This is a genomic window from Rhodococcus sp. BE178 (genome assembly GCF_050433545.1).
Lineage (GTDB): Bacteria > Actinomycetota > Actinomycetes > Mycobacteriales > Mycobacteriaceae > Prescottella.
The window spans coordinates 442,434-455,009 of record NZ_JBNPXA010000002.1; the positions used below are offsets into that span (position 1 = coordinate 442,434).

General features: G+C 68.2%; 12 protein-coding genes. 9 read left to right on the plus strand and 3 right to left on the minus strand.

Going from position 1 to position 12,576, the window contains the following annotated elements:
• The 8 genes from zwf to J2X34_RS06130 all read left to right on the plus strand — a co-directional run bounded on the left by zwf (nt 1) and on the right by J2X34_RS06130 (nt 7,774).
• Nucleotides 1-1,542 carry a glucose-6-phosphate dehydrogenase gene (gene zwf / locus J2X34_RS06095; RefSeq protein ID WP_114722724.1) on the plus strand — a complete coding sequence of 514 codons (1,542 nt, stop codon included), beginning with the start codon at nt 1-3 and terminating at the stop codon, nt 1,540-1,542.
• Complete coding sequence (gene opcA / locus J2X34_RS06100) at nt 1,539-2,447, plus strand: glucose-6-phosphate dehydrogenase assembly protein OpcA (RefSeq protein WP_368077042.1); 909 nt, start codon at nt 1,539-1,541, stop codon at nt 2,445-2,447. The genes zwf and opcA overlap by 4 nt, the downstream gene beginning before the upstream one ends.
• Nucleotides 2,440-3,198 (plus strand): 6-phosphogluconolactonase, encoded by a 759-nt coding sequence (pgl, locus tag J2X34_RS06105; protein WP_114722722.1) that lies wholly within the window; start codon nt 2,440-2,442, stop codon nt 3,196-3,198. The genes opcA and pgl overlap by 8 nt, the downstream gene beginning before the upstream one ends.
• 299 nt (nt 3,199-3,497) lie before the next feature.
• Nucleotides 3,498-3,956 (plus strand): DUF6389 family protein, encoded by a 459-nt coding sequence (locus J2X34_RS06110; protein WP_174909988.1) that lies wholly within the window; start codon nt 3,498-3,500, stop codon nt 3,954-3,956.
• A 257-nt stretch (nt 3,957-4,213) separates the two neighbouring features.
• Nucleotides 4,214-4,834, plus strand: a complete 621-nt coding sequence (locus J2X34_RS06115; RefSeq protein WP_114722720.1) for an AIM24 family protein — start codon at nt 4,214-4,216, stop codon at nt 4,832-4,834.
• Nucleotides 4,835-4,863: 29 nt separating this feature from the next.
• Nucleotides 4,864-5,547, plus strand: a complete 684-nt coding sequence (locus J2X34_RS06120) for an AIM24 family protein (protein ID WP_429516374.1) — start codon at nt 4,864-4,866, stop codon at nt 5,545-5,547.
• The gene (locus J2X34_RS06125) at nt 5,544-6,296 is read left to right on the plus strand and encodes an AIM24 family protein (protein ID WP_114722718.1); all 753 of its coding nucleotides are present in this window, start codon (nt 5,544-5,546) and stop codon (nt 6,294-6,296) included. The genes J2X34_RS06120 and J2X34_RS06125 overlap by 4 nt, the downstream gene beginning before the upstream one ends.
• A 152-nt stretch (nt 6,297-6,448) precedes the next feature.
• Nucleotides 6,449-7,774 carry a vWA domain-containing protein gene (locus J2X34_RS06130; RefSeq protein WP_429516375.1) on the plus strand — a complete coding sequence of 442 codons (1,326 nt, stop codon included), beginning with the start codon at nt 6,449-6,451 and terminating at the stop codon, nt 7,772-7,774.
• A 24-nt stretch (nt 7,775-7,798) separates the two neighbouring features.
• Here the strand turns inward: J2X34_RS06130 and J2X34_RS06135 are convergent, their stop codons facing one another.
• Complete coding sequence (locus tag J2X34_RS06135; protein WP_114722717.1) at nt 7,799-8,671, minus strand: alpha/beta fold hydrolase; 873 nt, start codon at nt 8,669-8,671, stop codon at nt 7,799-7,801.
• A 106-nt stretch (nt 8,672-8,777) separates the two neighbouring features.
• Between J2X34_RS06135 and J2X34_RS06140 the strand changes: the two genes are divergently transcribed.
• On the plus strand, nt 8,778-9,254 hold the full coding sequence (locus tag J2X34_RS06140; RefSeq protein ID WP_429516376.1) for a MarR family winged helix-turn-helix transcriptional regulator: 477 nt from the start codon (nt 8,778-8,780) through the stop codon (nt 9,252-9,254).
• Between the two features lie 47 nt (nt 9,255-9,301).
• Here the strand turns inward: J2X34_RS06140 and ppc are convergent, their stop codons facing one another.
• Together ppc and J2X34_RS06150 are read right to left on the minus strand one after the other, a co-directional pair.
• A complete protein-coding gene (gene ppc / locus J2X34_RS06145; protein WP_429516377.1) occupies nt 9,302-12,109 on the minus strand; it encodes a phosphoenolpyruvate carboxylase in 2,808 nt (935 codons plus the stop codon).
• 55 nt (nt 12,110-12,164) lie between these two features.
• Nucleotides 12,165-12,575 carry a PPOX class F420-dependent oxidoreductase gene (locus tag J2X34_RS06150; protein ID WP_114722714.1) on the minus strand — a complete coding sequence of 137 codons (411 nt, stop codon included), beginning with the start codon at nt 12,573-12,575 and terminating at the stop codon, nt 12,165-12,167.
• Nucleotide 12,576 lies beyond the last annotated feature (1 nt).

A 12,576-nucleotide genomic window follows, 5' to 3' on the forward strand; every position in this document is an offset into this window, starting at 1 on the left:
GTGAGCGGACCCGCGGCGGACGGTTGGACCAACCCACTTCGGGACAGCAGGGACCGGCGACTGCCTCGCATCGCCGGCCCCTGTGGCCTGGTGATCTTCGGTGTCACCGGCGATTTGGCTCGCAAGAAGCTGATGCCCGCGGTCTACGACCTCGCCAACAGAGGCCTCCTGCCGCCCGGGTTCGCTCTGGTCGGGTTCGCCCGGCGTGACTGGGCGGACCAGGATTTCGCCCAGGTCGTGCACGACGCCGTGCGCGAGCACGCCCGCACACCGTTCAGCGAGGACGTGTGGGAGCAGCTCGCGAAGGGCATTCGCTTCGTGCAGGGCAGCTTCGACGACGCCGAGGCCTTCACGAACCTCTCGAACACCCTCGACGCCCTGGACCGTGAACGCGGCACCCGCGGCAATCACGCTTTCTACCTGTCGATTCCGCCCGCCCAGTTCCCCACGGTGTGCGAACAGCTGTCGACGTCGGGTCTGGCCAAGTCCGCCGACGGGCAGTGGCGCCGGGTGGTCATCGAGAAGCCGTTCGGGCACGACCTCGAGAGCGCGCAGGAACTCAATGCGGTGGTGAACAACGTGTTCCCGGAGGACACGGTGTTCCGCATCGATCACTACCTGGGCAAGGAGACGGTCCAGAACATCCTGGCGCTGCGGTTCGCGAACCAGTTGTTCGACCCGATCTGGAACGCGCACTACGTCGACCACGTGCAGATCACGATGGCCGAGGACATCGGTCTCGGGGGGCGCGCCGGGTACTACGACGGTATCGGCGCCGCACGGGACGTCATCCAGAACCACCTGCTGCAGCTGCTGGCGTTCACCGCGATGGAGGAGCCGATCAGCTTCGAACCGTCCGAGCTGCAGGCCGAGAAGATCAAGGTGCTCTCCGCGACCCGCCTCGCCGAGCCCCTCGACGAGACCACCGCACGCGGTCAGTACGCCGGTGGGTGGCAGGGCGGACGCAAGGTCGTCGGCCTCCTCGAGGAGGAGGGATTCGCGAAGGACTCCACCACCGAGACCTACGCGGCGATCACCCTCGAGGTGGACACCCGCCGCTGGGCCGGGGTGCCGTTCTACCTGCGTACGGGAAAACGGCTGGGCCGCAGGGTCACCGAGATCGCCGTCGTGTTCAAGCGGGCCCCGCATCTGCCGTTCGACGCGACCATGACCGAGGACCTCGGCCAGAACGCCCTCGTGATCCGGGTCCAGCCCGACGAGGGCGTCACCATGCGGTTCGGCTCCAAGGTGCCGGGATCGAGCATGGAGGTCCGGGACGTCAACATGGACTTCAGCTACGGACAGGCGTTCACCGAGTCCTCCCCGGAGGCCTACGAGCGGCTGATCCTCGATGTCCTGCTGGGCGAGCCGTCCCTGTTCCCCGTCAACGCCGAGGTCGAGTTGTCGTGGAAGATCCTCGACCCGGTCCTCGAACACTGGGCGAAGCAGGGCAAGCCCGAGCCCTACGAGGCAGGCACGTGGGGTCCGCCGTCGGCGCAGGAAATGATGCGCCGCACCGGTCGTGAATGGAGAAGGCCGTGATCATCGAGCTGCCGGGAACCACCACCGGAGCGATCAACAAGAAGCTCGTCGAGCTCCGCGAGTCCGGCGGCGCCGTCACGTTGGGCCGCGTCCTGACGCTGGTCGTGTGCACCCGGGACAGCAAGAACTCCGAGGACGTCATCGACGCCGCGAACGAGGCCAGCCGGGAGCATCCCTGCCGCGTCATCGTGGTGGCGCGCGGATCCCGCTCGGAGGAGACACATCTCGACGCCGAGATCCGGGTCGGCGGCGACGCCGGCGCCTCCGAGGTCGTGGTGCTGCGGGTGTACGGAGAGCTTGCCGACCACGAGGCGAGTGTCGTCGTCCCGTTCCTGCTGCCCGACACCCCCGTCGTCGCGTGGTGGCCCGAAGACGCCCCCACCGTGCCGGCACTGGATCCGGTGGGTCGCCTGGCGATCCGCCGCATCACCGACGCCACCGGCGCCGAGGACCCGACATCGACGATCAAGAGCCGGCTCGGGTCGTACACCGCCGGGGACACCGACCTGGCGTGGAGCCGGGTCACGTACTGGCGCGCGCTGCTGACCTCCGCCCTCGACCAGCCGCCGCACGAGCGCATCGTCTCGGCGACGGTGTCGGGTCTGGCCACCGAACCGGCCCTCGACGTGCTCGCGGGCTGGCTGGCCGATCGCATCGACGGCCCGGTCCGCCGGCAGACCGGTGATCTGTTCGTCGAGCTGAAGCTCGCGAACGACACCATCTCGATCAGCCGCCCGCAGGCCGAGACGACCGCGACGCTGAGCCGGACCGGTCAGCCCGACGCCCTGGTGGCGCTGGCCCGGCGCGAGACCCGCGACTGCCTCGCCGAGGAACTGCGCCGACTGGACCCGGACGAGATCTACGAGGCCGCCCTGACCGGACTGTCGAAGGTGGAATATGTCTGACGTGAATGCACAGCAGGAGATCCAGCGGTACCCGGACACCGACGCACTGGTGCAGGCTGCGGCCACGCGGTTCGTCGACGCCGTCGTCGCGGCGCAGCGCGAGCGCGGGTCGGCATCGGTGGTCCTCACCGGAGGCGGCACCGGCATCGCACTGCTCGAGCACGTCCGCAAGAACCCGGGTGCGATCGACTGGTCGGCGCTCGACGTGTTCTTCGGCGACGAACGCTTCCTGCCCTCGGGTGATCCCGAGCGCAACGAGGTGCAGGCACACCAGGCCCTGCTCGACCACGTCCCGGTCGACCAGTCCCGGGTGCACGTGGTGGCGGCATCGGACGGCGCGTACAACAGCGATCCGGTCACCGCGGCGGCCGCGTACGCCGAGGTGCTCGATGCGTTCGGGTCCGATCGCACCGGCCCGTTGTTCGACATCCACCTGCTGGGTATGGGCGGTGAGGGACATATCAATTCGCTGTTCCCCCACACCGATGCGGTCCGCGAGAGTAAGCAGCTGGTCGTCGCCGTCACCGACTCCCCCAAGCCGCCGGCGGTCCGCGTGACGCTCACGCTGCCGGCGCTGCAGTCGGCGCGCGAGGTGTGGCTCATCGTCTCGGGCGAGGCGAAGGCCGACGCGGTCGCCGCCGCGATCGGAGGCGCATCCGCCGAGGAGATCCCGGCCGCGGGTGCTCGGGGGATCGAGAAGACCGTGTGGCTGCTCGACGAGACCGCGGCGGGCGCACTGCCCCGCGCCTGACCTCGACGTCCGTCATTCCGGCTGGTCGTCGACGGGCCGGACCGACTGCGGAGGTTCACCGGTGTCGGCCACGATCGGTCGTGGCCGACATCCGGTCGACAGGAGTCCACCGCTGCGCGGCCCGGCCGACGCGCGCAATGTCGGCCGCCGATACGTGGCTCCCCTCGGGCACCGATCCATTCGCCCACTCCCTCCGCCGCCGTTCCCCTTTTTCGAATCCGTTCGCTCTGTAGGACGCGACGAATCGTCGAACGGTTCCCTCGCCGCCGCCGGCCGGGTCCCGGCGCTACTATTCCGTCGTGAACCGCACCGAGTACCTGTCGGAACTGGCGACCGTCCTCGGCCGCTACACGGAGACTGCCGCGCAGCGGATTTCGGAGATTCTCGACGCCTGCCCCACCGAGGCGACCGCCCTGTGGTTCGACGTGTTCCCCGATCAGGACGGGGAGGGAACCTTCGATGTGTGGGCGCGATTCGACGGCCCGGACGCCTTCGTGCTGAACCGGCCGATCGACGACCACCGCCACCTGTTCGGGGTGGTCCACACCGAGGACGGACTCGACCCCGACGTTCCGCTCTGGCCCACCCGCAACACGCCCTTCTGCATCCAGGACGCGGTGGTCGACGCCGCCGCGACCTGGCTCACGACGTTGTGGTCCCGGGTCGGTGAGGGTCGCTCGAGGGTGCCCTGGCACATCGAGGGCGACGACGGCTACGGAACCATCACCCCGCTGCTGTTCACCCCGCCGACCGGGTAGGGACCGCGGCGTACGGGCCCTGCACCCCAGAGCGTGTCTCCTGAAGAGAGGCGGTCGGATCGGAGCACCTGGCTGCGACTCCTCGCCGAACAGGAGACGAACCCCAGCCCCCGTGAGCAACTCGGTTGGCCCGCAATGATCAACTTGGGTCGCCCAGTTCCCGAGGCGGTCGAGTTCACCTCCAGGCCCCCGTGATTCACTCTGTACCGAGATGTCGCCGGCGAAGGGCTGCCGGTCGAACGTATGGGGAGACGAACATGCAGTTGGTGCAGCGATCCAAGAGGATCCTCGAGGCGCACCTGACCGGCGACACTATCCGCGCACTGAGCGGATCGATGATCGCCTACGACGGCAAGGTCACGTTCAAGTCCGCCGGATTCGGTGGCGGCGACGGGGTGCTCGCAGCGCTGAAACAACGCACCACCGGCGAGGGTTTGTCGCTGATGGAGTGCACCGGCACCGGCACCGTCTATCTCGCGCACGACGCCGCAGATCTCACGCTCATCGAAATGGCGGGCGAGACGCTGCAGGTCGAGTCCGAACAGTTACTGGCACTGACCGGGAACCTACGCACCGCCGTGTCATTCACCGGACTGCGCGGAGCGATGAGCGGCCAGGGCCTGTTCACCACCACGGTCACCGGCACCGGCCAGGTCGCATTGATGTCCCACGGCGGTCCTCTCGTCCACCTCGAGGTGGCCCCGCAGCACCCACTGGTCGTCGACCCCGATGCGTTCGTGTGCGCTCGAGGTCAACTCACCCAGTCGTTCGTCACCGATGCGTCCTGGCGGACCGCGGTGGGCCAGGGCAACGGTGAGGCGTTCTCCCTGAAGTGGGACGGCACAGGCGTGGTGTCGATCCAACCGGCCGAACGCTGATCCGTCACAGCGGAGACAGGGAGCAACGGATGTTCACACAGGTCAACGACAAAGTTGTCACCGTGGATCTGGGCCGGACAGGGCCCGTGGTGGCGCGCCGCGGCGCGATGCTGTTCTACACCGGGCAGGTGCAGTTCACCCCGCACCACGTCCCGGGTCTCGGGGGCGGTGGCGGGCTCGGGGCCATGGCCGGCCGAATGCTCCACGGCGAGCACGAGGCGACGATGCTCGCGCAGGGAACCGGCTCCGTGCACTACGGGTTCCGCGGAATCGAAACCCACATCGTCGACGTTTCGGCCGCGGGGCAACTGCGGGTCGAAGCCTCCCGTCTGCTGGCCTACACGAGCGGGTTGCAGGTCTCGGTCGTCTCCGCGGCCGCCCCGTCCAGTGGTGGGGGCGGCGGATTGCGGGGGACGCTGCGTGGCGCCGCCGCAGGAGTGGCCACCGGGCAAGGCATGTCGACCACCCAGCTCTCCGGACACGGTTTCGCGGTGGTCCTCGGTCACGGCGGATTTCTGGAACTCCAGGTCACCCCCGATCGGCCGGTGACGGTCGATCCGCAGGCCTACGTCGCAGCCCTCGGGTCGGTGACGACGACATTGAAGTCCGGGATGAGCTGGCGCAACGTCGCCCGCAGCGGCGGGGAGAACATGCAACTCGAGTGCACCGGTCACGGTGTGGTGTTCGTCCAGGCATCGGAGGAGAAACTGTGAGCACGGTCTGGAATCCGGCGACGCTGCCCGGCAACGACAACATCCCAGGCAACCACTACACGTTCACCGTGGATCTGCAGCACCCGTGGTTCATGTCCAAGGGCGCGATGATCGCCTACTACGGGCAGATGACGTTCACCTCGCTCCAGCACGGTTTGCAGGGCCACATGCTGCAGATGGTCGCCCAGCAGTTCTCCGCTCCCCTGCACCTGCACGACTTCGTCGTCGCCGACGGACAGGGCAAGCTGATCCTCGGCGACCGCGGCTACGACATCAACTCCTACGACCTCGATGACGGCAACCTGACCATTCGAGCCGCGAACCTTCTGGCGTTCGAGCCCGCCCTGGCGCTCAACCAATCGATCGTTCCGGGCTTTGTGACGCTGATCGGCACCGGCAAGTTCCTCGCGTCATCGAACGGGCCGGTCATGTTCGTCGAGCCACCGGTGCGGGTGGACCCGGAAGCGCTTGTCGGGTGGGCGGACTGCCCGTCGCCGAGCCACCACTTCGACCAAGCGTGGGTGACCGGGTTCGTGCAGGCCGCCGCGCGCCGCGTCGGCGTGCAGTCGGGCGAGGAACGGCAATACGACTTCACCGGCGCCGGCACCGTGTTGGTGCAGTCCAGCGAGAAGGTCATCAACGATCAGTCGCTGGTTCGTAGCATCCTCGGCATGCTGCCGGGGGTCTCCTCGCCAGGACTGCATCAGATCAACCAGGAGATCAGCAGCCAGCTGGGAAGCCAGCATTGACGACATCGGTGATCGGTGTCGGGATTCGGCACGAGCCGCATGGTGCCCGAGCGGTGGGGTCGTATGCTTCGCGGCGTTGAGCCAGTCACGCAACAGCATCCGCCAGAGGGTCCGCCCGGGCTCCGCCTCCTGCCGAAAGGACTGACCGACCCGTGACCGCCCTGACCCGAGGCGCCAATACCAGCGTCGCCACCACTGCCACCACGATCGGAGTGACCGGAACCTCTCCCGGCAGCGTCGACCTGTTCGTGTTCCAACTCGACGAGCGTCGCAAGGTCCGCAGCGACGAGGACCTGGTGTTCTTCAACAACCCGACCTCCCCGGAGGGGGCAGTCACCCTCGTGACCCAGGGGCAGGTGCGACTCGATCTCGCGGCGATCCCCGCGGGAATCGAGCGGATCGCGATAGCGGTGTCGGTCGACGAAACCGTAACCGGCCCACTGTCGGCGGTGCCCGCGCTGGCGGTTGCCGTGACCCAACCTGGCGGCACGACCGTCACCGCGGCTGCGGAGGGACTGACCACCGAGCGCTCCGCGGTGCTGCTCGAGGTGTACCGCCGGAACGGGGCATGGAAGGTTCGCAACGTCTCCGCCGGCTGGAACGACGGCCTGGTCGCATTGGTCACCGAGCACGGCGTCGCCGTTGACGACACACCGGCACAACCCACCACCTCCACCTCCGTACCTGCTGTCACGGCTACCGCGCCGACCCCACCTGCGGGGGTGGCGACGGTGGACGCAGACGGGGTTCGCACGGTTCCGGCTGAGGCGAAGCTGTCGCTGGAGAAGCGACAGAAGCTGGACCTGCGCAAGAAGGAGGTCGCGAAGGTCCTGCTCGCCAACGGCGCCCGAGACTACGTCGGTCGGGTGATCCTGGTGATCGACAAGACCGGATCGATGAGCCGGCGCTACTCTGACGGCGAGGTGCAGGAGACTGTGCGCCGCATGGTCCCGGTGGCCACGCAGCTCGACGCCGACGGACAGCTCGAGGCATACCTGTACGGCGTCAATTTCGCCAAGCTCCCCGACGTTACAGTCGACCGCGCCGACCAGTGGATCGACGAGTACATCCATCTGCAAGGGGTACACGGCGGTATCGACTACGACAACGAGATCGGTGGCTTCAACGACGAGATCCCCATCATGACTGAGGTTCTCGCCGGCTTGGACGAGAACACCACCGTACCGACGCTGATCCTGTTCTTCACCGATGGCGGATTCAGCAAACGCTCTGCCATCGAAAAGCTGATGCGCCGGGCCTCATCTCGGCCGGCGTTCTGGCAGTTCATCGGGATCGGCCGAAGCAGCTTCGGTGTGCTCGAGAAGCTCGACACAATGTCCGGTCGGAAAGTCGACAATGCGGGATTCTTCTCCGTGAACAAAGTCGACGCGCTCTCCGATGCGGAGCTGTACCGACTCCTGTTGTCGGAGTATCCAGATTGGCTGCGCGCCGCCCGCGCCGCGCACATCTTGCGCTGACACCGGGCCGCAGGGAGACACGCACTAGCCGAGCGCGGTCCGCAGCGCCGCGCCTAGTTCCGGCGATGAGCTCATCGGCAGCGTGTAGTGGGACTCACCGGGAATGACGCGAATTGCGGCCCGCGGCATCGAGCTCCGTGCCCGCTCACCGATCCGCGCCGCGTCATGTACCCGGCTGCGCTCCGCCAGCACGACGGTCACCTCGGCTCGGAGTTCCTGGAGATCCTGTGGCCGGGGTCGCCGCGGCACCACCGGGCGGTGTGCCGGGAACCGTTCGGCGCCGAACGCGACCAGGTCGAGCCAGTCGGCGTCCATCGTGGCGCCGGCCGATTCCCATCCGATGAGGCGTCGTTGGCGTTCACCGGTCGGGCGAACGAGCAGCGGGACTGCACGGGCGAGGTACTGCGGACTCATGCCCGCGAAGCACGAGTTGGGATCCAGCAGTACGAGCCTGTCCAACCCGTCGGGTCGCCGCACGGCATGCGCGAGGGCGACCATCGCGCCGTACGAATGACCCACGACGCCATACGTTTCCAGCTCGAGACCGTGAACGACCGCCGATATCCAGTCCATCAGATCGTCCCGGCTCCGCAGCGGTTCGGTGACCACCCCGAGCCCGATGTCGCCGGGGAGATCGACCGCGAACACCCGGTGGTCCCCGCAGAGCTCCGCGGCCACGGCGAACCACACGGTGGAGGTGGCTCGGCCACTGGGCAAGAGGATCACGGGCGGCGCGTCCTCGGGCCCACAGACGTTGACGCGTGTGGTGCCGAACCCGGTGCCGACATCGACACGCTCCACCGGTCCCGGCCACCGTCCGAGCACCCGGTCGTACCGACGCTCGAACTCGCGCCCGCTCTCCGTCGACGCGAAATGGACTGCATCACTTCGGTTCATCTGCCCACCCCTGGTTGAATCCTCGACACTCGACATTTATCTCGATCATCGAGATACTAGGCAGACGAGGCAACTGGCGTCCAGACCCAGCCGGAAAGAGGCAGCAATGCACGACGACGAACTCGACCCCCGAATCCGGGGCCACGCAACGGTGCATCAACTGCGGGCACTGACCGTGGAACTCAACCTCTTCGGCGCCGAGTTCGCCAGGAGCCACCACCTCCACACCACCGACCTGCGCGCGCTGATCGCCCTCCTCGACGCGGCGCGCGCGGGCCATCCCGCGACACCGGGATGGCTGGGGCAGCAGCTGGGCATCAGTTCCGCCTCCACGACCGCCCTGATCGACCGGCTCGAGAAGCAGGGACTCCTGTGCCGTTCGCGCGACACCGCCGATCGCCGTCGGGTCGTCGTCGAGGTCACATCCCACGCCGTGGACCTGGGCACGTCGTTCTTCGGACCCCTCATCGACCGCGCGGTGGTGGCAATCGAATCCTTCTCGCCACGCGAGCGGGAGACGATCGGAGCATTCCTCGAGAAGATGCACGCCGTGGCGGCGGGCGTACGCGCCGAACAACTCTGACGCGCTGGCGCGCCACCCCGTCGCATCCGGTGGCGATCGCGGTCGGATCAGCCGCTGTTCCGCAGCGCGGTCGCAAGACCGTTCATCGTCAACTGGATGCCGCGCCGGACGCCGTCGGAGTCGTCGCCGGCGCGGTAGCGGCGCAGCAACTCCACCTGCAGATGGTTGAGCGGCTCGAGGTACGGGAACCGGTTGTGCACGGAGCGGTCGAGAGCCGGGTTGTCCCACAGCAGATTGTCGTGCCCGGTGATCGACGTGTACATCGCGATCGTGCGGGCATGCTCGGCGGCGATCTTGCCGAACACCTCGTCCCGCAACGCGACGTCCGGCACCAGTTCCGCGTAGCGCGCCGCGAGGCCCATGTCGGACTTCGCCATGACCTGCGCCATGTTCGACAGCACGGTACGGAAGAACGGCCACCGCTCGTACAGGTCGGTCAATGTCTTCAGTCGCTGCTCATCGCCGCCCACCCACTGCTCGAAGGCCGTTCCGGTGCCGTACCACCCGGGCAGCATCACCCGCGATTGGCTCCAGGACAGCACCCACGGGATGGCGCGCAGGTCAGAGATCGACGCGGTCGGCTTGCGGGATGCGGGCCGGCTGCCGATGTTGAGGGCACCGATCTCCGCGACCGGCGTCGACGCCTTGAAGTACTCCACGAAGCCGGGGGTGTCGTGCACGAGGTCCGCGTACGCGACGCGCGCCAGCTCGGCCAGTTCGTCGAGGATCTCGTACGCGGGTGCCGCGTCGTCGCCGAGCCCCTCGACGTCGAGCAGGGTCGATTCGAGGGTGGCCGCGACGAGCGCCTCGAGATTGCGGCGGGCGAGCCGCGGCTCGGCGTACTTGGCCGCGATCACCTCACCCTGCTCGGTGATCCGCAGCGACCCCTGCACCGCGCCCGGCGGCTGCGCGAGGATCGCATCGTAGCTCGGTCCGCCGCCGCGGCCCACGGTGCCGCCGCGACCGTGGAAGAGCCGCAACCGAATTCCTGTCTTCCGCGCCGCCTGCACCAACTCGAGCTCGGCCCGGTACAGCGCCCAGTTCGCGGCGAGATATCCGCCGTCCTTGTTCGAGTCGGAGTATCCGAGCATCACTTCCTGGCTGTCGCCGCGGTTCGCGACCAGAGCCCGGTAGATCGGCACCTCGAGCGTTCGGGTGAGGGTCGCGGCGCCGTGCCGCAGGTCCTCGATGGTCTCGAACAGCGGCACGATCCCCACCGGGCACCACGGTCCGTCGTCGCCGTCCGGGTCGAACAACCCCACCTCGGCGAGCAGGATCGCGGCCTCGAGCATGTCGCTCACCGAGTCGCACATGCTGATGATGTAGTTCGGGATCGCTTCCGGCCCGATCCGCTCGACGGCCTCGGCGGCGGCCCGCAGGATGCCCAGCTCCTTCGTGGTCAGCTCGCTGAACTCGGCGTGCGGACCCGACAGCGGCCGACGGGTCGCGAGTTCCCGGGACAGCAGCGCTATCCGCTCGTCCTCCGACAGCGACCGGTAGTCCGGGTGCACCCCCGACCACGCCAGCAACTCGGCGACCACCGACTCGTGGACCTCCGAGTTCTGCCGCATGTCCAGACCGCACAGGTGGAAGCCGAAGACCTCCACCGAGTTCCGCAGCTGCGCCAGACGGTCGTCGGCGACGGTGTCGTCGCCATGCGACCGCAAGGACGTGTCGATGACATCGAGGTCCGCCAGCAGCTCGGCCGGGCTGTCGTATCCCGGCAGGTCCGTCGAGGCCGCTCGGACGCGGTGAACGGCGGGATGGCCGAGGATCCGGTCCGCGGTGACCGTCAGGCGTGCACGCAGACCACGGACGGCGCGCCGGTAGGGCTCGTCCGCGCGGAACGCCGACTCGTCACCGGACTCGTCCGCGAGCCGGTCCAACTCGGCGGTCACCGTGACCAGCCGCGCCGACATCGACAGCTCCCGTTCCAGTACCTCGAGCTCCTCGAGGTGATGTTCGAGCGCGGTCTCGGCCGCACGGTGAGTAGCCCGGCCGACGACTTCGGCTGTGACGAACGGATTCCCGTCCCGATCGCCGCCGATCCACGACCCCGGCCGCAGTATCGGTTCCGCGAGTAGAGTCGAGCCCGGCCACCGGGCCCGCAGACCGTCCCGGAGGTCGGCGTTGATCTGTGGGACCACCTCGAACAGTGAGGCATCGTAGTAGCGCAGGCCCACCTCGATCTCGTCCTGGATCCGCAATCGGGACAGGCGGATCAGCGCCGTCTGCCACAGGGTGAGAATCTGGCGGCGCAGCTGGAGACCGATCGCGGCCGCCTCGTCGACGTCCCCGGCAACCCACTCCCGCATCCGCATCAATTCCATGATGCGGTTCTGGGTCTCGAAGATCGTCCGCCGGCGCGTCTCGGTGGGGTGCGCGGTGATCACCGGCGCCACGAGCGCACCGACCAACGCGGCGCTCGCGGTGGCCGGGTCGAGGGTCGCCGCATCGAGTTTCGCGTAGGTGGCCGCCAGGCTGCTGTCCTGTGGAGGTTCGCCGGCCCGGACGTGGATCGCGCGCCGCCGCTCGCGGTGAATGTCCTCGGCGACGTTGGCAAGCAGCGCGAAATGGCTGAAGGCTCGGATCACCGGGATGGCGTCCGCGGTGTCGATCTGCTCGAACATCTCCGCGAGTTCCGCCCGGTCGATCTCCGAACGCCGGACCCGGAACGACTCGACCCGCGCCCGCTCGACCAGCGCGAAGATCTCGTCACCGGACTGCTCCCGGACGATCTCCCCCAGGATGCCCCCGAGCAGGCGGATGTCCTCTCGGAGCGGTTCGGTGGCAGCACGCGGAGCCGACGAAGGCGGAGCGGAGGACGCTGGCGATGAATCGGGGATCCCGGTCATCACCTGATTATCGACCGATGACCGGACACCCGCACGGCAACCGTCCGACCGGGCGTCAGCCCTTCCAGATCACCTTCGACGGCTTCAACCGCACGATCACCCGCGGGGTGTCCGGTGTGTCGTGCTCCCAACGCGCGGCCCCGGTGTACTTGCGGGCCAGCTTGTGGATCAGCGACCCACCCGGGTCGTCGGTGATCGTGGCGGTACCGCGGATCTCGACGTAGCGGTACGGCCCGCCGGCCGGATAGATCAGCACCGTCGCACGCGGGTCACGCTGGAGATTGTCGGTCTTGCGGCGGCCACGGACGGTCGAGATGAGCACCTCGTCGCCGTCCCGCTCCAACCACACGACGGACAGCTGCGGCTGGCCTCCGGGCTCGACGGTCGCGAGTGTCGCGAATTCGGGCGCGTCGATCAGGGCCGCAGCAGCATCGGGGATGGAGGTGGAGCTGTGGTACCCCGCCATC

Excerpts from the sequence above, each read along its gene's own strand:
- pgl (WP_114722722.1), top strand. The coding sequence starts at position 2,440 with ATGTCTGACGTGAATGCACAGCAGGAGATCCAGCGGTACCCGGACACC.
- J2X34_RS06115 (WP_114722720.1), top strand. The coding sequence starts at position 4,214 with ATGCAGTTGGTGCAGCGATCCAAGAGGATCCTCGAGGCGCACCTGACC.
- J2X34_RS06120 (WP_429516374.1), top strand. The coding sequence starts at position 4,864 with ATGTTCACACAGGTCAACGACAAAGTTGTCACCGTGGATCTGGGCCGG.
- J2X34_RS06135 (WP_114722717.1), bottom strand. The coding sequence starts at position 8,671 with ATGAACCGAAGTGATGCAGTCCATTTCGCGTCGACGGAGAGCGGGCGC.
- J2X34_RS06140 (WP_429516376.1), top strand. The coding sequence starts at position 8,778 with ATGCACGACGACGAACTCGACCCCCGAATCCGGGGCCACGCAACGGTG.
- ppc (WP_429516377.1), bottom strand. The coding sequence starts at position 12,109 with ATGACCGGGATCCCCGATTCATCGCCAGCGTCCTCCGCTCCGCCTTCG.
- J2X34_RS06150 (WP_114722714.1), bottom strand. The coding sequence starts at position 12,575 with ATGGCGGGGTACCACAGCTCCACCTCCATCCCCGATGCTGCTGCGGCC.